This is a genomic window from Taibaiella helva, from assembly GCF_003545695.1.
Taxonomy (GTDB): Bacteria; Bacteroidota; Bacteroidia; order Chitinophagales; family Chitinophagaceae; genus Taibaiella; species Taibaiella helva.
Map to the genome: position 1 here is coordinate 147,085 of NZ_QUZZ01000002.1, position 20,458 is coordinate 167,542.

Below are 20,458 nucleotides of genomic sequence, written 5' to 3' on the forward strand. Positions count from 1 at the left end.
AGGTAAGTATTTTTATTTCAACGCCATTTCTGCCGGCTCATCTTTCCGCTCGCCGATCTGCTGGCGCCACATGGCATAGTACAGTCCTTTAAGATCAAGCAGCGCATGATGGCTGCCGGTTTCTACGATCCTTCCTTTTTCCAGCACAAAGATGCGGTCGGCATACATAATGGTCGACAGACGGTGCGCGATCATCACGGTAATGTGCTGGCGCTGCGCAGTGATGTGCCGGATGGTATTGGATATCTCTTCTTCGGTAATGGAGTCGAGCGCCGAGGTGGCTTCGTCGAAGATCATCAACCGCGGTTGGCGCAGCAGGGAACGGGCAATGGACAAGCGTTGCCGCTCGCCACCTGAAAGCTTCAATCCGCCTTCGCCGATAACGGTATCCAGCCCTTTGTCAGCACGGGCCAGGATGCTTTGCCCGGCCGCTTTCTGCAGCACATCGGCAATCATTTCATCGGTAGCGCCGGGGTTTACAAACAACAGGTTTTCCCTTATGGTACCGGAGAACAATTGGGTATCCTGGGTAACGAAGCCGATCTGGTGCCGCAGCTCGTCGAAGTCGATGGCATCGCCGGCCAGGTCATTATAATATACATGTCCTGAGCTGGGATGGTACAAGCCCACCAGTAATTTGACCAGGGTTGTCTTACCCGAGCCGGAAGGACCAACAAAAGCAATGGTCTCACCCTGCTGCACTTCGAAGGATATCTCTTCCAGCGCAGGTTTGGTGGCCGACTGGTGCTGGAATTTCACTTTATCAAAACGGAGACGGTTAATGGCGTGCAGTGCTTCAGGGTTGGCTGGCTGGTATTCCACAGGACGGCTCATCAGGTCCTGCAGGTTGTTGAGGGATGCCTCCGCTTCGCGGTAAGACAAAATAATGTTACCCAGCTCCTGCAGCGGCCCGAAAATGAAGAAGGAATAGAACTGCATCATCATCATCTGACCCACGGTGATCTTATCGCGGAACACGAAAAAGAGCAGCGAAAACATAATACACTGCTGCAGGAAGTTCACGAAGGTGCCTTGTACAAAGCTTACCGAACGGATGCTCTTTACTTTCTTCAGCTCCAGCTTCAATATTTTCATTGTGGAAGTATTGAGGCGGCGGATCTCCTGCTGGGTAAGACCGAGGCTTTTGACCAGCTCGATATTGCGCAGCGACTCGGTGGTCGATCCGGCCAGGGCATTGGTGTCTTTAAGGATACTACGCTGGATGAACTTAATGCGGCGGCTCAGCACGCTGGTAAGGATGGCCAGCACCACGGCGCCCACCAGGTAAATCACGGGGAGCATGGGGCTGAGCCGGAAAGCCACGATCACCACGAAAACGATACCGACCAGGGTAGCGAAAAGAACGTTCACGAAATTGGTGATGAACTTTTCACAGTCGGCGCGTACTTTTTGCAGCACCGACAAGGTTTCGCCGCTCCGCTGGTCTTCAAAATCCTGGTAAGGTAGGCGAAGGGCATGGCGCAGACCGTCGGTGTACAGGCGGGCGCCGAATTTCTGGATCACCACGTTCACCACATAGTCCTGGAAAGCTTTGGCGATACGCGATACCATAGCGGCGCCGATAATCATCAGCAAGCCTATGGTAATGCCGCGAAAGTAATCGCCTCCGGCTCCCCTGGCCCTGAAGTCGCCCGCTTTGTTGGCGTAAGGGTCGATGAGCACATTACCCAGGATATAGGGATTGAGCAGGGAAAAGATCTGGTTGATGGCTGCCAGTATCAGGGCCAGGAAGATAAGCCACTTGTACCGGCTGAGGTATTGTAAGAGTAGTTTCATAGATATATTGGCAACGGGAGCAAAGGTAAGCGAATCTCTTGCCATTTGTCATGGCAGTGTCAGGGCGGGCTCCTGCACTTCAGGATAAAAAGCAGCTCCGGAGCCATATTCCGGCGATCCTTTGCTGCATTCTTTTTACCTATATCCTTATAATTGTTATAAAAGCAGAACAAAAAGCAGGGGCATAAAAAAAAGCACGCTGTAGCGTGCTTTCAGGGCGTTTATCCAGGGAATCAGATAACTTTCACTTCGATAGCGTTCAGTCCTTTGGGACCTTGCTTGATGGTAAAGGAAACAGAATCGCCTTCACGGATTTCGTCAATAAGTCCGGTAACGTGAACAAATACATCGGCGCTGCCGTCTGTGGGGGTGATGAAACCAAATCCTTTAGTTTCATTGAAGAATTTTACTTTTCCTTCTTGCATTGTGTAATCAATAAAAATGAATAAAGTGCGAAGTTAATATAAAAAGCCGGGATTACTGATTTTTATCACGAGAAAAACATCAGGCGGGCAGGCGACCTATCCGAAATGCTCCTGCAGCGCAATGCCGGCAGGCACCAGAGCCGCCGTAAACGACCGGGAGCTGAGCAGAAAACGGGTACGGTATTCGGCATATAGCGTCGCGATCTCATCAACCGCCCGGACAAACATATTATCATTGGCAACGAAGCAAAAGCTTTCCCAGTTCTTGAATCGCTTGCTTACGGCATACTCATGTTTGATTTGTTCGAGTGATTTCATACGCTTACGGGGTGTTTAGCGGGTAAATTAATTTTTGGTTACCGGTATGGCAAGTAACACAAAATTTCAATACACAGTTTTGCGTTGCGGAGATTTTAACATGTGGAGTGTACAATAAAGGGGTGGGAAAAATAACCACACCAAAATACAGGAAGAGCCGGACAATAGCCGGCTCTTCCTGTGTCGTTATTATCTTTGCGTATAGCTTATTCAGGCACTTCGTCGCTGTGTTCAGCTGCGGCGTCGGGCCTGGCAGCCGGGTTGCCGGCATCGTCGCCTCCGGCAGGCAGATTTCCCTGCTCTTCCTGCAACAGCTCATCTCCTTCCTGCTCCTGTATGCGGGCGATAGCGGCAATCTCATCACCCTGCTCCAGGTTGATCAATTTTACCCCTTGTGTGGCCCTTCCGGCTTCACGTATATGCTCCACCTTCATACGGATGGTAATACCCGATTTGCAGGTGATCATCAGGTCGTCTTTCTCCTCAACGGCGAGCAGGCCCACCAGGCTACCGGTCTTCTCGGTAACATTAATGGTCTTCACACCCTTACCGCCACGGTTGGTGATGCGGTAGGAGAGGGTATAAGGGATTTCGTTGCCGGCTTCGTCACGGATCATAATAGCTTTGGACAGTTCCTCTTCCGGCGCATTGGCTTCGAGCCGCTCCAGGAAAGGCGTACGCTTGCCCAGGCCATTCTGGGATACCACGAGGATCTGTTTCTGTATACCGTCCTTGGGCAGGCAGATCATGCCGATCACTTCATCCTGTTCATTGTCGAGCTCGATACCATACACACCTATAGCGCCACGGCCTGTTTCCCTTACTTTCTCTTCGGGGAAGCTGATCGCGCGGCCCGATTTTACGGCCATCATGATATAGCTCTTGCCATCGGTAAGCGATACATCCAGCAGCTGGTCGCCTTCCTGGATGGTTATGGCGTTCACGCCGCTCTGGCGGGGACGGCTGAAGTCACGCAGCCTGGTCTTTTTAATAATACCCTGCTTGGTACAGAGTACAATGGAGTGGCCATCGACGAAGTCGTCATCGTCCAGGCGAGGCACGTCGATCACCGTGCGGATCTTATCGTCGGCAGGTATCTGGATCAGGTTCTGTATGGCACGTCCCTTGGCGTTCTTGTCGGTTTCGGGTATCTCGTATACCTTAAGCCAGAAGCAGCGTCCTTTCTCTGTAAAGAACAGCAGGGTATGGTGTGTGGAAGCGACGAACAGGTGTTCGATATAGTCCTCCTCACGCGTACGGCCACCCATGGCGCCGCGTCCGCCACGCTTCTGTGAGCGGTAATCGGCCGCCGAAGTACGTTTGATATAACCCAGGTGCGATACCGTGATCACCACATCTTCTTCTTCGATCAGGTCTTCGATGCGCATTTCATTAGCCAGGTACTGGATATCGGATTTGCGCGCATCACCGAATTTTTTCTTCACTTCCTCCAGCTCCCCTTTGATGATGTCCATGCGCATTTCTTCGCTGGCGAGGATGGCTTTCAGGTGATTGATGGTTTTCAGCAATTCTTCATATTCCGAGCGGATCTTATCGATCTCCAGGCCGGTAAGTGTGCGCAGACGCAGCTCCAGGATGGCCTTGGCTTGTATATCGCTCAGGTCGAAGGCGGCGATCAGCTCTTCGCGGGCATCGTCGGGTGTCTTGCTTTCGCGGATAATCCTGATGGCGCGGTCCAGGTCGTCCTGGGTACCGATCACCTTCATATAGCCTTCCAGAATATGCGCCCGTTTTTCTGCTTCCCTCAGCTCGTACTGTGTACGGCGTACCACCACTTCATGGCGGAAGCTGACAAACTCGGAGATCAGATCTTTCAGGTTTAGCGTACGCGGCCGTCCCTTCACCAGGGCTACATTGTTGATGCCGTAGGAGGTCTGCAGCTCGCTGTATTTGTACAGCTGGTTGATGATAACCTGGGCCACGGCGTCGCGGCGCAGCTCTACTACAATGCGGGTACCGTCTTTGTTGGATTCGTTGGCGACATTGGTAATGCCGTCGATCACTTTGTTGTTCACTAATGCGCCGATCTTCTCCGTCAGCGCATCGCGGCTTACCTGGTAAGGCACTTCCGTGATCACGATCTGCTCTTTGCCGCTCTTCTGTGTCTCAACGTTCACTTTACCCCTCAGCACGACGCGGCCGCGGCCGGTCTGCATACCGGCTTTTACACCGTCGATGCCATATATGGTACCGCCAGTGGGGAAGTCGGGGGCTTTGACATGCTTCATCAGCTCGTCTACGGTAATTTCATTATTGTCGATATAGGCAATGCAGCCATCGATCACCTCAGACAGGTTGTGCGGCAACATATTGGTAGCCATACCCACAGCGATACCGCTGGAGCCGTTCACCAGCAGCTGCGGTATGCGGGTAGGCAGCACCGTCGGTTCCTGCAGGGAATCGTCGAAGTTGAGCTGGAAATCTACCGTTTCCTTGTCGATATCGTCCAGCATGCTCTCGGCATAACGCTGCAGACGGGCCTCGGTATAACGCATGGCTGCCGGCCCGTCGCCGTCCTGTGAGCCGAAGTTTCCCTGTCCGTCGACCATCATATAGCGCATGCTCCAGGGCTGGGCCATACGTACCATGGCATCGTACACCGAAGCATCTCCATGCGGGTGATACTTACCCAACACCTCACCCACCACACGCGCGGATTTCTTGTAGGGTTTGTTGAATTGCATACCCAGCTCGTTCATGGCAAAAAGCACACGGCGGTGCACGGGCTTAAGGCCGTCGCGCACATCGGGGAGGGCACGGCCTACGATCACCGACATAGAATAATCTATGTAGGCAGTCTTCATCTGTTCTTCAATATTAACGGAAACCAGCCTGCTCGGGCTATTGTTTTCTCCACCTTCCTGAGGTGGGATATTGTTTGTGTTTTCGTCCATTTTGACTGTTTAGAAAGGGAACGCAAATGTACGAAATATAAGCCTAAAAACCGGCTGTAAAGCCTGTGTCCCCTAAGGAAAAAGGAAAATGTGGATAACTTTTCAGGTTGGATTTATGGCTTTTTAAATTTTTGATTTTCAATTCACTGAAGATATAAATATTACTTTCCGAAATGAGTGTCCCCGGTGGGGTTTTCACCCGGAAGAATGCCTGGACCTCATAGCCCTGGTACAATGGTAAGGAAAAGGGGTACCATTGCCCGCATGAATGCTTTTGCCCGGCGCAAGGTCTTTTGTAGCCCATAGCTTCATCGATTGGTGGGTGTGGGGGCGATGTCCTGAACGGCCGGTTGCCCGTATCCCGGATCTCCTGTGTCAGCATGTCACTATATAGTTCCGGATAGAATACATTAAAATGTCGAAAGTATTCCTGTTAGCTGTCAGTGACTGCTGCACGGTAACGTCGCCTGTCTTTCCTGAAACTACAGAAGAGCAGCAATGTGGCAACAAGCCAACGTGGGTTTTGATTATCAGGGAAGACTGGTTGATTGAATAAAGTTAAAAAAGAAGTCCGTGACTGCGACTTAACCATTGCTAAACGTTCCCTCGTTTTTATTGTCGTACCTTGCATTAAAATTCAGAAACCTATGCGACTGCTTTCCCTGTTGGTCTCCCTTTTTTTCCTCAGTCCTAAAACCCAGGCGGGTGATGTGCCCCAATCCATTTATGATTTTAAGGTGAAGGGCCTTGAAGGCGGTACCATTGATTTTGCCCAGTTTAAAGGGAAGAAGATCCTGATTGTCAATACCGCTTCCAAGTGTGGTTTCACACCGCAATATGCCGAGCTGGAAAAGCTGTATGAGCAGTATAAGGACAAGCTGGTGATCGTGGGTTTCCCGGCCAACAACTTCCTGTTCCAGGAACCCAAAGGCAATAAAGAGATTGCCGAATTCTGCCAGAAAAATTACGGCGTTTCTTTTCCCATGGCTGCCAAGATTTCCGTAAAAGGCAAGGACATGGCGCCCATTTATCAATGGCTCACCAATAAGGATTACAATCATTACGACAATACTTCGGTGGGCTGGAACTTCCAGAAATACCTGATCGATGAGCAAGGTAATCTTGTTGCCATGTTCCCTCCCAAAGTAAAGCCGCTGAGCGATGAGATCGTGAACGCGATCAAAAAATAAAGGAATGCTCCGGGACGGAAGACAAAGGGCTGTACGAAGATCTTTCGTACAGCCCTTTGTCTATGTCTATTGCGCGGGACAGGTCTATTCTTCTCCTGTCTCCGGCATACCGGAGCTTTGGAATTGTGCGAAGTCAGGGTATTTTGTTTCCATCCATTGCTTGATCCTGTTGTCAGTAAAATCGATCCGCACCGGGACAATGGAAGCGTAGCCATTGTTGAGCGCCTCGATATCGGTATCGGCGCCGCGGTCGCGGTTGATGAACTTACCGGTCATCCAGTAGTAGTCGCGGCCGCGCGGGTCTTTCCGCTTATCGAAGTTTTCGGCCCATTTGGCGTCGGCCTGGCGGCATACGCGGATACCTTTGAACCCGGTTTGCTTTACCTTGGGTATGTTCACATTCAGCAGGAAATGTTCGGGCATCGGTTCGGCCAGCATCCGCTGTGCTACCTCGCGCGCCACCATTTTGGCAATGCTGAAATCGGCGTCGAAGTTGAAGTCCAGCAGGGAGAAGCCTGCTGAAGGGATACCTTCCACAGCCGCTTCCATGGCGGCGCTCATGGTGCCGGAGTAGATCACGTTGATCGAGGCGTTGGAGCCGTGGTTGATACCGCTGAGGCAAATGTCGGGGCGGTGATGGAGGATCACATCGTGAGCCAGCTTGACGCAATCCACGGGCGTGCCGCTGCTTTGATAGGCTTTAATGCCCAGGTCCTGGAATACATTGACTTCATCCAGCCGCAGGGGCTTTCCTATCGTGATCGCATGCCCCATGCCGGATTGCGGGCTGTCGGGGGCAACTACGATCACCTCGCCCAGGTCGTGCACGGCTTCGATAAGGCTGCGGATGCCCGGAGCAGTAATGCCGTCATCATTGGTAATGAGGATTACCGGTCGTGTATGTAGGTCCATAGTTGTTTGTTCAGATAAATACGTTACCAGTCCGTTTTTGCCATCTTCCTGCGCCCCAACAAGTAGTAAAGGACGATCCAGCCCATCGTTACACAGAGATAAGCCCAGTCGTCAGGTACCGAGCCGGCGGGGAGGGTAGCCCTCAGCATCCGTGAGGGATTGGCCGGAAGCAATTCGTCGCTGCACTGTAACGGGAGGAAGAAATCGCCGGGTGGAAATTTATATTCGAAAAGAATGATCGCGTTAAGAATCGTTTCTACAATAAGGCTGTAGCACATCAGGATGCCGATGCTGAGGCCGCTGCGTTTCAGGAAGAAGGAAAGGGTCAGCGCAAAGCCGAAATAGTTGAGACAAAGAAAAAAGAGATAGACCAGCTTTTCGCCACCATCGAACAACGTACTCAATGAAAGGCCGCCGATAAGGCCCGAAACCAGGCCGAGCAGGAAGGTAAACAGCGTCGTTGCCAGGCTGAGGACAATAATCAGCAGCCATTTGGCATGGTAAAACTGTTGCCGTGTCCAGCCATCGATAATGTTCTGACGGTTGGTGCGGTACTGAAACTCGTTAGTATTGACAATGACGACCAGGATGGTAAGGATGATTACGAAATAGCTGGCAAAAAAGCAGAGATCATTCCATACGCCGGAGAAGCTGGATGCCTTTCCGAAAAGGGTAATGCCACCGGCGCCAATCTTCAGCCAGTCGAAGGCAATAGCAACATAGAATAGTGAAAGCAATACGGAAAAAAGTAAAACCAATACGCGGAAGGTAGCATATCTCCGCTGCTTCATCCACTCTATACTCAGGAGCTGTATCATAGGTAAGGCTGGTGGCTGCTTAACGAAGCCGGGATTCAAAGATAAGCTTTGAAGATGTTGGAATCGTTATTTTTACCGGAAATTATTGTCATGCTTCGCTTCGGCAAATACTGTAAGTATGCTTATCTGACCGCGATATGCTGTATTGCCGGGCAGCTGCTTTGCTGCCCGGCTGTCGCGCAAAAGCCGGCAGCGGTACAGGTGAGCGTCGGGATAGCAAAAACAACAGACCTGGACAACCTGATCCTGTACCATACCGACCGACCGCTGCGGATCGGCGACTTCAAAGGGCGGCCGGATAAGGCTTCACCGGGGGTAGGCGCTACATACAGTGGCATCATGATGACAATGGAGGGTAGGGAAGAGCGGGGCGTGCTGAAAATCACCGTTACGCTTGCTATCTATTTCGACCGTACGAAGTCGTGGATGAAAAAAGAAGGCCGCAACGACCTGGTGCTCGCGCATGAGCAGCTGCATTTTGACCTGACAGCGATCAAAGCCTGTGCGCTTGCGGAGGCTATTGCGAAAGAACAATATACCGCGGGCAATGTTAAGGAGCGCCTGCGGGCGCTGCAGCAGGAACACACGAAAGAGCTGGGCGAATGGCAGCAGGCTTACGACAGCGAAACCCGCCATGGTGTTTTGCGTGAGCAGCAGGAGCAATGGGCGCAGCGCGTAACCCGGGGGCTGGCGGCAGAGGCCTGCTGGTAGGCTGTCTTCCTTATTTGGCATTTCTACCTAACTTTGCGCCCGATGCAGACAAAACTTCAGCTCCCGGATGTTCAGGCTTATAAGGGATTGCGCGGCCCCTCCCGCGTCATTTCCTATATTTTCCACCCGGTATTCATGCCGACCATTATGGCGATCCTGGTCAGCTATCTTAACCGCGCCGCATTCGCGGCCCTGGATATGCCGCATCGCCTGCAATTGCTGGGCAATATCGCGCTCAATACTATTTTATTTCCTATCCTTACCACTTTGCTGCTGAAAGCTCTGGGTTTTATCGATAGCATACAGATGCACAAGAGCAAAGACAGGATCATACCGCTCATTGCGACGATGATCTTCTATTTCTGGGCCTACCTGATCATGAAGAACGTGCAGGCGCCGCTATCTCTGCGTGTATTAATGCTGGGCGCTTTCTGGGGGGTGATCGCGGTATTTATTATCAATATATTCGTCAAGATCAGCATGCACACCGCTGCTGCCGGAGGCGTGCTGGGCATAGTGCTGGTGGTGATGATGATCAGCCATATCAACCTCTTCCTGCCATTGCTGCTGGCGCTGCTTATCGGCGGCATCATCGGCACGGCACGTATGGTATTACAGGCGCACAAGCCCTCAGAAGTGTGGCTGGGTTATCTTGTCGGTGTGCTGGTACAAGTGGCGGCATATTGGTACCTGAAATAGCGAGGTGTTATCCACATTACCTTGATCATATACCTTCAGCATACAAGTCTTGTATGCTGGGCAGTGCTTATCCTTTCTCAAAAGCGTGCAGGGCATCTACCAGCTGCTGTACCGCTTCTATGCCGATCGCATTATACAAAGAAGCCCTGAATCCGCCTACGCTGCGATGGCCTTTAATGCCGGTGATATTACGCTCCCTTGCGAAATCGAGGAAGGCTTGCGTATGGCTGTCGTCATGCGCCCGGAAGCAGACATTCATCAGGCTGCGGTCTTCCTTGCGGGCAACGCCGTAAAACAGCTTGCTGTTGTCGATCGCCGTATACAGGAGGTCGGCCTTTTCCTGGTTGCGACGATCCATCGCTTCGATGCCGATGCTATGGATCCAGCGGAGGGTAAGCAAGCTGCAATAGATGGCGAATACCGGTGGCGTATTGAGCACCGAATTGTTGTCCGCTTCCGCTTTATAGGAGAGAATGCCCGGCAATGTTCTCTTTTGCTTTTCCAGCATGGATTTCCGCACTACCACCAGGGTGACGCCTGCGGGGCCGATATTCTTCTGCGCTACGGCATAGATAAGGCTGAAGCGGCTGTAATCCAGCTTGCGGCTGAAGAGCTCCGAGCTCATATCGGCGACCAGCGGCACATCTGTTTCCGGGAAGCGGAAGAACTGGGTGCCGTAGATCGTATTGTTGGAAGTGAGATGCACATACTGCAGATGCTCCGGTATCGTCCCCCAATCGGGGATATACCTGTACTGGTCTTCTTTGGAAGAGCCCAGCACTTCGGCATGGCCATACAATACAGCATTGTGCAGCGCTTCCTCGGCCCAATGACCACTTTCAATATAGCCCGCTGTTTCGTCTGCACCCAGGAAATTCATAGGCAGCATGCTGAACTGCAGCCGGCCGCCGCCCTGCAGCCACAGCACCGCATAATCGTCGCCCAGGCCCAGCAGGGTTTTGACCAGGCTATTGGCTTCTTCCAGTATGGCTTCAAAGGCCTTGCCCCGGTGAGGAATCTCCAGTATAGACAGTCCGCTGCTATTATAGTCGCGTATCGCTTCCGAAGCTTGTTCCAGAACGGTACGGGGCAGGGTAGCAGGGCCCGCATCAAAATTGATCAGCATATCGTTAAAGAGGTAAAAGAAGGAGCAAAGCTAGTTGAAAAAAGTCTGGTACACATCGCTCACTTTATTGGCCAGCCGTATTTCGATACCGAAATGGGTCTTGTCCAGGCCCTTGGCGTTGGCCTTGGGAATCACGATCATGTCCATACCCATTTTGGCAGCTTCGGCAATCCGCTGTTCGATGCGGTTCACCGCGCGGATCTCGCCGCTGAGGCCAACCTCGCCCACCAGGCATACATTGGATGGCAGCGCCACATCCTCGTAAGAAGACAGCAGGGCGCATACGATAGCCAGGTCGATCGAAGGGTCTTCTATTTTGAGCCCGCCGGCGATGTTGAGAAACACATCCTTCATGCCGAAATGAAAGCCGCCTCTTTTTTCCAGCACCGCCAGCAACAGCTGCAGGCGACGCAGGTCGAAGCCGTTGGTGGTGCGTTGGGGTGTGCCGTATACCGCCTGGGTTGCCAGCGCCTGCACCTCGATCATCATCGGGCGCAAACCCTCGATCGCGGCTGCAATCGCAATGCCGCTCAGCGGCTCTTCGTGCTGTGTAAGCAATACTTCGGAGGGATTGGTCACGCCCCGCATACCCTGTGAGGTCATTTCATAAATGCCCAGCTCTGAAGTAGAGCCGAAGCGGTTCTTCAGGGTACGGAGAATGCGGTAAGCGTAGTGGCGGTCGCCTTCAAATTGCAGCACGGTATCCACCATATGCTCCAGTATCTTGGGCCCTGCAATGGCGCCGTCTTTGGTGATGTGGCCGATAATGCAGACAGGCGTATGCGTTTGCTTGGCAAAACGCTGCAGCTCCGCAGCACATTCCCTTACCTGGGATACACTGCCCGGTGCGCTTTCGATATAAGGCGATTCTAGGGTCTGGATCGAATCGATGATCACCCATTGCGGCCTTATCTTTTTGATCTCCTGGAAAATGGTGCTGGTATCGGTGGCGGTAAGCAGGTACAGGTTCTCGTTCTTCATGCTTACCCTTTCGGCGCGCATTTTGATCTGGTGCGCACTTTCTTCGCCGGAAACATACAGCGTCTTTCCCTGTGTCCACTGCATAGCACATTGCAGGAACAAGGTCGATTTGCCGATGCCCGGCTCGCCTGCCACCAGCACGACCGAACCCTGCACCAGGCCACCGCCCAGCGTGCGGTTGAGCTCCCCGTCGGGCAGGAGCATACGCGTCTCTTCTTCGGCAACGATGGACTCGATGCTTTTGGCTTTGCCCGTATCCTTGCGCTCTTCGGTCCATAGCTCCGTTACGGAAGCTTTGCCATTAACAGGCTTATCTATTTTTTCTTCTACAAAAGTATTCCACGCGCCGCAGGAAGGACATTTGCCGGCCCACTTCGGGCTTTCGAAGCCGCATTCCTGGCAAAAAAAAGCAGTCTTGTTTTTCAATTGAATTCATTTAAACATCGGCATAGCCAATAAGCATGCAAGTTACCGATTCCGGCAGATTAATCGGGGATCAGGCTGGAAAGTAGAAGGAATGCAGCACTACAGGATCAGGTATATGCTCTGCTGGTCTAGCCGGGCCGTTCAGGCTGCTATGCATCCCGACCGGCCCGGCCGCGCAGGAATGAAGGTTTGTAGCAAAATAACCATTCATGAAATTGCTCTGTAGGAGCAAAACGTTTCGTAACCAGGTAACTAAAATCCGGCAAGCCGTTCAGGCCGCCATTGCGTTCCGGCCAATACAGGCGTGACGAAGGCGAAACCGTTGAAAACAATATTCAGGCAATTGAAAAAGGTAGGCGTACCTCGCGAATATTATACGCCGCTGCTATAGGTCACAATGATTTCGGCTTCCGTACTGCGGATCGAAATGTTGGAATAGCCGCCTTCTTCCCAGCCCACTTTGATTTCGTCGAGCCAGAGACCGTTCTCGTGTGTGTACCGTACCTCCCAGGTGTATTCCTGGCCCTGCGCGTCTTTGGTTGTGTATTTACCTTCCTTCAGCTCAGGGCTGGTTTTGAATACCGGGGCGAAATCGCTCAATCCCCTGACCAGGTTGTATACCGTTACGACCGTCTGCCCCGGAAACTGCAGCGATTCGGCCATATATTCATAACCGCTGAAATCGCTGTGCACCATGCCGTTCTTATACAGCTGGCGGGTCACGGAAATACCTCCTTCAGAAATATTCTCCTGTTTTTCTTCCCTGACCAGTGCAGCACCGGCTACGGGAGACAACTGCGCGACATAGCTTTTCATGTTTTTGGTACCGGCCTTGGGCGGCTGTATGCCGGAGAGATAGGCTTCGGCCACATAACCCAGGGTATCTTTATATTTTACCTTCCGCCAGTAGCCGGGCAGACCGCCAAGCACTACCTGCTGTGTGGCCAGGGTATCATCGCTCATGTTCATAGCGGTGAGCCGGGTGCCATAGGGAATACGGGTAAGCACTTTTGCTTTGTCGCCCGGCCCCTGGCGCAGGCTGAGGCCCGCGCTGGCCGTGCTGTACATCGTTTGTTGCGCCGAAAGCGTGCCGATAGCGCCAAGGAGGAGAAAAGCGGCAATGCCGGTGATACGGTTCCGTGTTTTCATGTCGCTAAGATAGGGAAGTTCCTATAAACTCAGCGGGCGGTACGGGGTGCCTTTTGCCTTATGAACAGGCTTGTGATCGCAGTACTAAAATGGGATCAGGCGGAAAAGTTGGGGAATGTAATTAAGCATATCCTGATAAAAATCCGGGGCATCAATTCAGAGCCAAAAAGAGGGAACGCTTCAGTCCTTATCACCTCATTCTACACACTTCTGTAATCCCCAAGCTTTCCCTTTGATTCGTTAAAATAGCGCCGGCAAATCCGAAAACAAAAAAATAACCGTCCCGGGGAAACCAGGACGGTATCTTACTAACCCATTAAATTCACTAGTATGACTACAAAAATAAGCTTCTGATCAGAATAAACGAAATTGAATTTATCAATGTTGCCTATAAGGTAAAAAGAAGAGATTTACAATTAATTAAAGTATTGATTTTTAATGATTTTAAATCTATTATTTGAACTTAAAAAGCAGATATCGGCTTCTCTTTTGCTGCGGAACGTTAATTCGGGAAAGGCTAAGGTATATCCCGGCCCGCTTTGAACGGTGAGACAAAAAAACCGGCGGAATTTTCCGCCGGCCAATAAGAAATGAATCCAGTACTTTGCTATAGCTCTGCTTTCTTCAGGATCACAGGCGATATATTCAGTCCCATATTGCGGATGATCTCGCCGGCAAATTCGCTGGTCTTCAGCAGGGTGGCATCGGTCATCAGGTTGTAGAAGTCGATGGTCACGGTTTTGCGCATGATGGTAGCGCTGAGGCCGCCGGTAATGAGCTCTGCCGCTTCGTGCCAGCCCAGGTATTCCAGCAGCATCACGCCGCTGAGAATAAGGGAAGAGGGGTTCATAGTATCGGTATTGGCAAAGCGGGGCGCCGTACCATGAGTCGCTTCGAAAATAGCGTGCCCGCTGTTATAGTTGATATTGGCTCCAGGCGCAATGCCGATGCCGCCCACGGCAGCAGCCAGGGCGTCGGAAATATAATCGCCGTTGAGGTTGAGCGTGGCCACTACAGAGTAGTCTTTAGGCGCCAGCAGTATCTGCTGCAGGAAATTGTCGGCGATCACATCGTTCACCAGTATCTTGCCGTTGCTCTTCGCCTGGCGCAGCGCCTCGTTAGCTTCTTTCTCGCCTTTCTCCTTTTTGATGCTTTCCCATTCGTCCCAGGTAAATACCTTATCGGCAAATTCGGTACGGGCCAGCTCATAGCCCCAGTTTTTGAAGCCGCCTTCGGTGTACTTCATAATATTGCCTTTGTGCACCAGGGTCACCGTAGGCTTATGATGGCTGATGGCATATTCGATTGATGCACGTACCAGGCGTTCTGAGCCTTCTTTGGAAACGGGTTTTACGCCGAAGGACGAAGTCTCGGGGAAACGGATCTGGGTAACGCCCATTTCTTCGAGCAGGAATTTTTTGAATTTTTCGGCTTCCGGTGTACCGGTCTTGTATTCGATGCCGGCATAGATGTCTTCGGTATTTTCCCGGAAGATCACCATGTCCACCCATTCGGGATGCTTTACCGGCGAAGGAACACCCTGGAACCAACGTACAGGACGCAGGCACACATAGAGGTCGAGCGTCTGACGCAGCGCTACATTGAGCGAGCGGATACCGCCGCCGATAGGTGTGGTCAGCGGACCTTTGATCGATACCAGGTATTCTTTGGCAATTTCCAGGCTTTCTTCCGGCAGCCATTCGCCGGTTTGGTTGAAGGCTTTTTCACCAGCCAGTATCTCTTTCCAATGGATTTTGCGGGTGCCGTCGTAGGCTTTTTCCACTGCTGCATCCAGCACCTTTACGGAAGCCCGCCAGATATCGGGACCAATGCCGTCGCCTTCGATATAAGGGATAATGGGCTGTGCCGGAACGTTCAGCTTATTATCGGGACCCATGGTGATCTTTTCGCCTGAAGCCGCGTGGAAAGAGGTATGAGTGGTGGCTGTATTTTCGCCTGTCATGATAGAAAACTGTTTTTGAATTTGAGGCGTAAAATTACGCATTTGCGGCCGTATTTTTTGCCTGAAAATCAAAAGAATTGAAGGCTTCGATTCTTAACAGCACCTTAAACTTAATTGGTCCGGGAATTGTATTATTAATTACTTTTGGCAAACAAATACAATCATCTATGGCCCTTAAAATGAAAAATGAGGTTAAGATCGGAATATTAGTTGCAGCAACCATTACCATATTTATCCTTGGCTTCAATTTTCTCCGCGGCCGGGGCGTTTTTTCTTCAGATAAATCTTATTACACTTACTACGATAATGTGCAGGGCCTGCAGGAAGCGGCAGTAGTGCAGCTGAAGGGCTATGCTGTGGGTAAAGTTTCGAAAATCGAGCTGCAGCCCGACCGCAAGATCAAGGTTACGTTCCAGCTGAATAAAGAGATAAAAGTGCCGAAGGGTACAGTGGCGCAGCTCGCCGCGGGCGATCTCATCTCTGGTACCAAGCTGATCAGCCTGCAGATGACAAACGACCCTGCCCTGCTGCCTCCTGGCAGCTTCATCCAGGGCAAAGCCTCGCAGGGGATACTGGACAATCTCGGCGACCAGGTGTCGCCGCTGGTCGGTGTGGTGCAGCATACCGTGGTTACGCTCGATACCTTGCTGAATACCGTCAATAACATTATCAACGACGACACGCGCAAGCACCTCAACAGCAGCTTTGCCTCGCTGGAAGTAACCCTGCAGCAGCTTTCCGGGCTGGCATCGCAACTGAATGCCCAAAGCGGCAATCTCGCCGGCGTGATCAGCAATGCCAACAGCATTACCGGCAACCTGGCGAGCAGCAATGCAAAGATCTCCAATACTCTGAACAACCTTGAGACGTTTTCCACTTCGTTAAACAATGCGCCTATACAGCAAACCGTAGAAGAGCTGCAGCGCACAGCAGCCGCGCTGCAGGGCATTGTCGCCAAGATCAATGATAACAATGGCAGCCTTGGTATGATGCTGAGCGATAAAAAGCTCTACAATAACCTGACCAGCACGCTGGGCAGTCTCGATGTGCTGCTGACCGATCTGAAAGCGCATCCCGCCAAGTATATCAACGTTTCGGTATTCGGCCGCAAGGCTAAGGATTAAACAGGCGGCTGTGGCGCAGAAAAGAAAAAATGATCCGGCTATGGCCGGATCATTTTTTCTTTTTTCATTTAAATGCAACTATGTTGCATTTGTGTTTATCTTTGCAGCGGACAAATTTTAATTCAGCTATGGAACATAACCAGGATTACGAAGTGATCATTGTGGGGGGCAGCTATGCGGGCCTTTCGGCGGCGCTGGCCCTGGGCAGGGCTTTGCGCCGGGTGCTTGTGATCGATGCGGGAGCGCCCTGCAACCGCAATACACCGCAATCGCACAATTTCATTACACACGACGGCACGCCGCCGGCCGTGATCGGGCAGATCGCCCGGTCGCAGGTATGGTTTTACCAGACGGTTCAATGGAAAGAAGGCCATGTGAGCGCGCTGGCGCAAACAGAAGCGGGTTTCCTGGCAACGCTGGAAAGCGGGGAAACCTTCTCCGCGGCTAAAGTATTGCTGGCTACGGGCGTGAAGGACCTGTTGCCGGATATACCGGGGTTTGCCGAATCTTGGGGCATTTCGGTACTGCACTGCCCCTACTGTCACGGCTACGAAGTAAGGGGCAGGAATACCGCTATACTGGCCAATGGCGCTATGGCGCTTGAAATGGCAAAGCTGATCCGTCACTGGACCGGCAAGCTGCAGCTGCTTACCGATGGCCCTTCTACCATACCGGAGGCCGACAGGGCAGTGCTGGAAACCAACGGGATCAAGGTGACGGAAAAACGGATCAGCCGGATCGAGCACCAGGCGGGCCACCTGGACGGTATTGTATTTGATGACGGCAGCAGGCTGGCCCTGGAAGTCATGTATGCCCGGGTACCCCTGGCACAGCAGCTGGATGTGGCCGGCCAGCTGGGCTGCGCGCTGAACCCTGCAGGATTGATAACGGTAGATGACATGCGGCAGACTTCTGTGCCCGGTCTTTATGCGGCCGGCGACAACAGCATACAGGCGCGTTCCGTAGCAGCAGCGGCAGGGGCGGGTAACTTTGCCGGCGCTGCTATTAACCGGCAGCTGATCGAAGAGCATTTCCTCGCCACCGGACGTATGGACGGATAGGTACCTAAATATTGTCCTTAATACAAAAAGAGCTATCCCGGTAAAGGACAGCTCTTTTTGGTGCTGCAAAGGTGTAGATATGTTTGGATCAGATAACGGTTACGTTAACTGCATTCAGACCTTTTTTGCCATTTTTTACTTCGAAGGTAACCTTATCGTTTTCCCTGATCCTGGCACCTTGAAGGTCGGAAACATGGACAAAAACGTCGGGGCCGCCGTCGTCGGGTTTAATGAAGCCAAATCCCTTGGTCTCATTGAAGAATTTTACTGTACCTTCTTGCATTGTGTTCAAATGAAATAATGAATAATGCCCGAAAGTACCGGAAAAAGCCTAAATGAAATCATAAATCCATATGCCTGGGAGACTTACCGGTGAAAACCTGCCATCGCGGAAATAAACGGCTAGGCGGCAACGACCTGCTGAAGATGAATATAGGAAGGCTACCCAACGGTGTCTATTTGCTTAACCTGAACTTTAGCCGGGAAGGAAACAAAGTAACAAAATTTGTAAAGAGCAGGTAGTTTTTTGGTGAAAGGACCAGGAAAACAATAAAAAAAAACCGCTTTCTTTTGAAAGCGGTTTTTTTTATTGTCAAATAATGATCGATTATTTGAACTGAGGGATCAGGCCCTGAGCCAGGGATACCATTTTGCTCAGTCCTTCTTCAGGCAGGTTGCCTTTCTTGAACTCGGCGAGCAGCTGCGGCATCTTGGTCTCCAGCTCCATCAGGAAGGCCTCTTCAAAGGCTTTCACATTTTTCACCGGTACTTCGCGCAGCAGGTTATTGGTACCCAGGTAGATGATCGCGATCTGCTTTTCTACAGGGTAGGGGTTGAACTGTGTTTGCTTCAGGATCTCCACGTTACGGGCGCCTTTGTCGATTACGGTTTTGGTTGCCGCATCGAGGTCGCCACCGAATTTGGAAAAGGCTTCCATCTCGCGGTACAGGGCCTGGTCAAGCTTCAGGGTACCCGATACTTTCTTCATGGATTTGATCTGGGCGCTACCACCTACGCGGCTTACGGAGATACCCACGTTGATCGCAGGGCGGATACCGGCGTTGAACAGGTTACTTTCCAGGAAGATCTGGCCATCGGTAATGGAGATCACGTTGGTCGGGATGTAAGCGGATACGTCACCGGCTTGTGTTTCGATGATCGGCAGGGCGGTAAGGCTACCACCGCCTTTCACCATATGACGGATACTTTCAGGAAGATCATTCATGTTCTTCACGATCGCGTCGTTGTTGATCACTTTCGCAGCGCGCTCGAGCAGACGGCTGTGCAGGTAGAATACGTCGCCGGGATAAGCTTCACGACCGGGCGGACGGCGCAGCAGCAGGGATACCTCACGGTAAGCCACAGCTTGCTTGGACAGGTCATCATATACTACCAGGGCAGGACGTCCGGTATCGCGGAAGAACTCGCCGATAGCAGCGCCGGCAAAGGGTGCATAGAACTGAAGGGGAGCGGGATCGGAGGCGGAAGCGCACACAACCGTAGTGTAGGCCATAGCGCCGTTCTCTTCCAGGGTTTTCATCACACCGGCTACGGTAGATGCCTTCTGGCCGATGGCTACATAGATACAGTATACAGGCTTGCCTGCTTCAAAAAATTCTTTCTGGTTGATGATGGTATCGAGACAGATCGCGGTCTTACCGGTACCACGGTCACCGATCACCAGCTCACGCTGGCCACGTCCGATGGGGATCATGGCGTCGATCGATTTGATACCGGTCTGCAGCGGCTCTTTTACGGGCTCACGGAACAATACGCCGGGCGCTTTACGCTCGATCGGCATTTCATACAGCTCACCGCTGATGGGGCCTTTACCGTCTATGGGCTCACCAAGGGTGTTTACCACGCGGCCGATAAGGCCTTCACCTACTTTAATGGATGCGATCTTGCCGGTACGGCGCACTTTGGAACCTTCTTTGATCGCGTCGCTTTCACCCATCAGTACCACACCCACATTGTCTTCTTCCAGGTTCAGGGCGATCGCCTTGGTACCATCTTCAAATTCTACCAGCTCGCCCTGGCGCACACCGCCCAGGCCGTAAACGCGGGCAATACCGTCGCCTACCTGCAGTACCGTTCCTACTTCTTCAAGATCGGCAGAGCCGTTAAAGTTGCTTAACTGTTGGCGCAATATCGCCGATATTTCATCCGGTTTGATCTCAACCATTTTCTATAGGAATTAAAAAAGTAAAATGAATTGTTGTTTTTGCTCTTGTTGCTCCTGCCGTTTACAGATCGGCAATGAACAGGTTTTTGGTAAACTGGTTCCTGACGTCGTTCAGGTCTCTCCTGATGCTGGCATCAAACAGCTTGTCGTCCACTTCCAGGGTGAAGCCGCCGATCAGGTCCTCGTTCACAAAGGTGTTCAGCTCCACATGTCCGTCGGCGATAGAAGCGGTTACTTTATCAAAGATCAGCTTTTTCACGTTATCATCAATGGCTACTGCAGTAGTGAGGTTAACGGTACGGATGTTCTTCAGCTCTTTGTATTGTGCAGAGAACGCATCGACGATCTCGGGCAGGTAGAACTCCCGTCCCTTGTTCACCAGCAGGTTGATGAAGGCCATAGTGACCGCCTGTATCTTACCATCCAGCACCGCGCGCAGGATAGCCATTTTTTTATCTGATTTTACCACCGGGCTTTTCAGCATCAGCACAAAGTCGTGGTTGCCCTGGCAGATCTGCTGTATCAGCTCCATATCATCCAGTACCGCTTCCAGGGCGTTTTGTTCCTGGGCGATGTCGATCAGCGATTTGGCATACCTGGATGCGAGACGGGGATTTTGCATATATTCAATTGTCGCGTTGACGGAATAGCGGATAGG

General features: G+C 51.8%; 18 protein-coding genes. 5 read left to right on the forward strand and 13 right to left on the reverse strand.

From position 1 onward, the window contains the following. Positions 1-12: 12 nt before the first annotated feature. From DZC79_RS03350 to gyrA, 4 genes are all read right to left on the reverse strand, one after another. Positions 13-1,797: an ABC transporter ATP-binding protein gene (locus DZC79_RS03350; protein ID WP_118950142.1), complete on the reverse strand. Its 1,785-nt coding sequence runs from the start codon at positions 1,795-1,797 to the stop codon at positions 13-15. A gap of 233 nt (positions 1,798-2,030) precedes the next feature. Then, positions 2,031-2,222, reverse strand: a complete 192-nt coding sequence (locus DZC79_RS03355) for a cold-shock protein (protein ID WP_118950143.1) — start codon at positions 2,220-2,222, stop codon at positions 2,031-2,033. A gap of 96 nt (positions 2,223-2,318) precedes the next feature. Further along, positions 2,319-2,540, reverse strand: a complete 222-nt coding sequence (locus tag DZC79_RS03360) for a hypothetical protein (RefSeq protein WP_118950144.1) — start codon at positions 2,538-2,540, stop codon at positions 2,319-2,321. A gap of 206 nt (positions 2,541-2,746) precedes the next feature. Beyond that, a complete protein-coding gene (gene gyrA, locus DZC79_RS03365; RefSeq protein ID WP_118950145.1) occupies positions 2,747-5,455 on the reverse strand; it encodes a DNA gyrase subunit A in 2,709 nt (902 codons plus the stop codon). A gap of 647 nt (positions 5,456-6,102) precedes the next feature. Here gyrA and DZC79_RS03375 point away from each other — a divergent pair. Further along, complete coding sequence (locus DZC79_RS03375) at positions 6,103-6,645, forward strand: glutathione peroxidase (RefSeq protein ID WP_118950147.1); 543 nt, start codon at positions 6,103-6,105, stop codon at positions 6,643-6,645. Between the two features lie 84 nt (positions 6,646-6,729). On the opposite strand, the gene surE is transcribed toward DZC79_RS03375, so the two are convergent. Both surE and DZC79_RS03385 read right to left on the reverse strand, forming a co-directional pair. Continuing rightward, positions 6,730-7,557 carry a 5'/3'-nucleotidase SurE gene (gene surE, locus DZC79_RS03380; RefSeq protein ID WP_118950148.1) on the reverse strand — a complete coding sequence of 276 codons (828 nt, stop codon included), beginning with the start codon at positions 7,555-7,557 and terminating at the stop codon, positions 6,730-6,732. Positions 7,558-7,580: 23 nt separating this feature from the next. Further along, a complete protein-coding gene (locus tag DZC79_RS03385) occupies positions 7,581-8,375 on the reverse strand; it encodes an ABC transporter permease (RefSeq protein ID WP_118950149.1) in 795 nt (264 codons plus the stop codon). Positions 8,376-8,429: 54 nt separating this feature from the next. Here DZC79_RS03385 and DZC79_RS03390 point away from each other — a divergent pair, with 54 nt between their 5' ends. Next, on the forward strand, positions 8,430-9,086 hold the full coding sequence (locus DZC79_RS03390) for a hypothetical protein (protein WP_157976890.1): 657 nt from the start codon (positions 8,430-8,432) through the stop codon (positions 9,084-9,086). A gap of 42 nt (positions 9,087-9,128) precedes the next feature. Beyond that, the gene (locus DZC79_RS03395; RefSeq protein WP_118950151.1) at positions 9,129-9,785 is read left to right on the forward strand and encodes a hypothetical protein; all 657 of its coding nucleotides are present in this window, start codon (positions 9,129-9,131) and stop codon (positions 9,783-9,785) included. Between the two features lie 67 nt (positions 9,786-9,852). Here the strand turns inward: DZC79_RS03395 and serC are convergent, their stop codons facing one another. From serC to icd, 4 genes are all read right to left on the reverse strand, one after another. Beyond that, positions 9,853-10,911: a 3-phosphoserine/phosphohydroxythreonine transaminase gene (serC, locus tag DZC79_RS03400; RefSeq protein WP_118950152.1), complete on the reverse strand. Its 1,059-nt coding sequence runs from the start codon at positions 10,909-10,911 to the stop codon at positions 9,853-9,855. Between the two features lie 30 nt (positions 10,912-10,941). Beyond that, positions 10,942-12,318, reverse strand: a complete 1,377-nt coding sequence (gene radA, locus DZC79_RS03405; RefSeq protein ID WP_118950153.1) for a DNA repair protein RadA — start codon at positions 12,316-12,318, stop codon at positions 10,942-10,944. Positions 12,319-12,690: 372 nt separating this feature from the next. After that, positions 12,691-13,467: an SH3 domain-containing protein gene (locus tag DZC79_RS03410; RefSeq protein WP_118950154.1), complete on the reverse strand. Its 777-nt coding sequence runs from the start codon at positions 13,465-13,467 to the stop codon at positions 12,691-12,693. 607 nt (positions 13,468-14,074) lie between these two features. After that, the gene (gene icd, locus DZC79_RS03415) at positions 14,075-15,430 is read right to left on the reverse strand and encodes an NADP-dependent isocitrate dehydrogenase (RefSeq protein WP_118950155.1); all 1,356 of its coding nucleotides are present in this window, start codon (positions 15,428-15,430) and stop codon (positions 14,075-14,077) included. A 167-nt stretch (positions 15,431-15,597) separates the two neighbouring features. Between icd and DZC79_RS03420 the strand changes: the two genes are divergently transcribed. Both DZC79_RS03420 and DZC79_RS03425 read left to right on the forward strand, forming a co-directional pair. Further along, positions 15,598-16,554, forward strand: a complete 957-nt coding sequence (locus DZC79_RS03420) for an MlaD family protein (protein ID WP_118950156.1) — start codon at positions 15,598-15,600, stop codon at positions 16,552-16,554. 128 nt (positions 16,555-16,682) lie between these two features. Beyond that, positions 16,683-17,615, forward strand: coding sequence for an NAD(P)/FAD-dependent oxidoreductase (locus DZC79_RS03425; RefSeq protein ID WP_118950157.1), 933 nt, complete (start codon positions 16,683-16,685; stop codon positions 17,613-17,615). An 88-nt stretch (positions 17,616-17,703) separates the two neighbouring features. Here DZC79_RS03425 and DZC79_RS03430 read toward each other — a convergent pair whose 3' ends face one another. The 3 genes from DZC79_RS03430 to atpH form a co-directional block, all read right to left on the reverse strand. Continuing rightward, complete coding sequence (locus tag DZC79_RS03430; protein ID WP_118950158.1) at positions 17,704-17,898, reverse strand: cold-shock protein; 195 nt, start codon at positions 17,896-17,898, stop codon at positions 17,704-17,706. Between the two features lie 324 nt (positions 17,899-18,222). Further along, complete coding sequence (atpA, locus tag DZC79_RS03435; RefSeq protein ID WP_118950159.1) at positions 18,223-19,800, reverse strand: F0F1 ATP synthase subunit alpha; 1,578 nt, start codon at positions 19,798-19,800, stop codon at positions 18,223-18,225. A gap of 61 nt (positions 19,801-19,861) precedes the next feature. Next, positions 19,862-20,422 (reverse strand): ATP synthase F1 subunit delta, encoded by a 561-nt coding sequence (gene atpH / locus DZC79_RS03440; protein WP_118950160.1) that lies wholly within the window; start codon positions 20,420-20,422, stop codon positions 19,862-19,864. Positions 20,423-20,458: the final 36 nt, after the last annotated feature.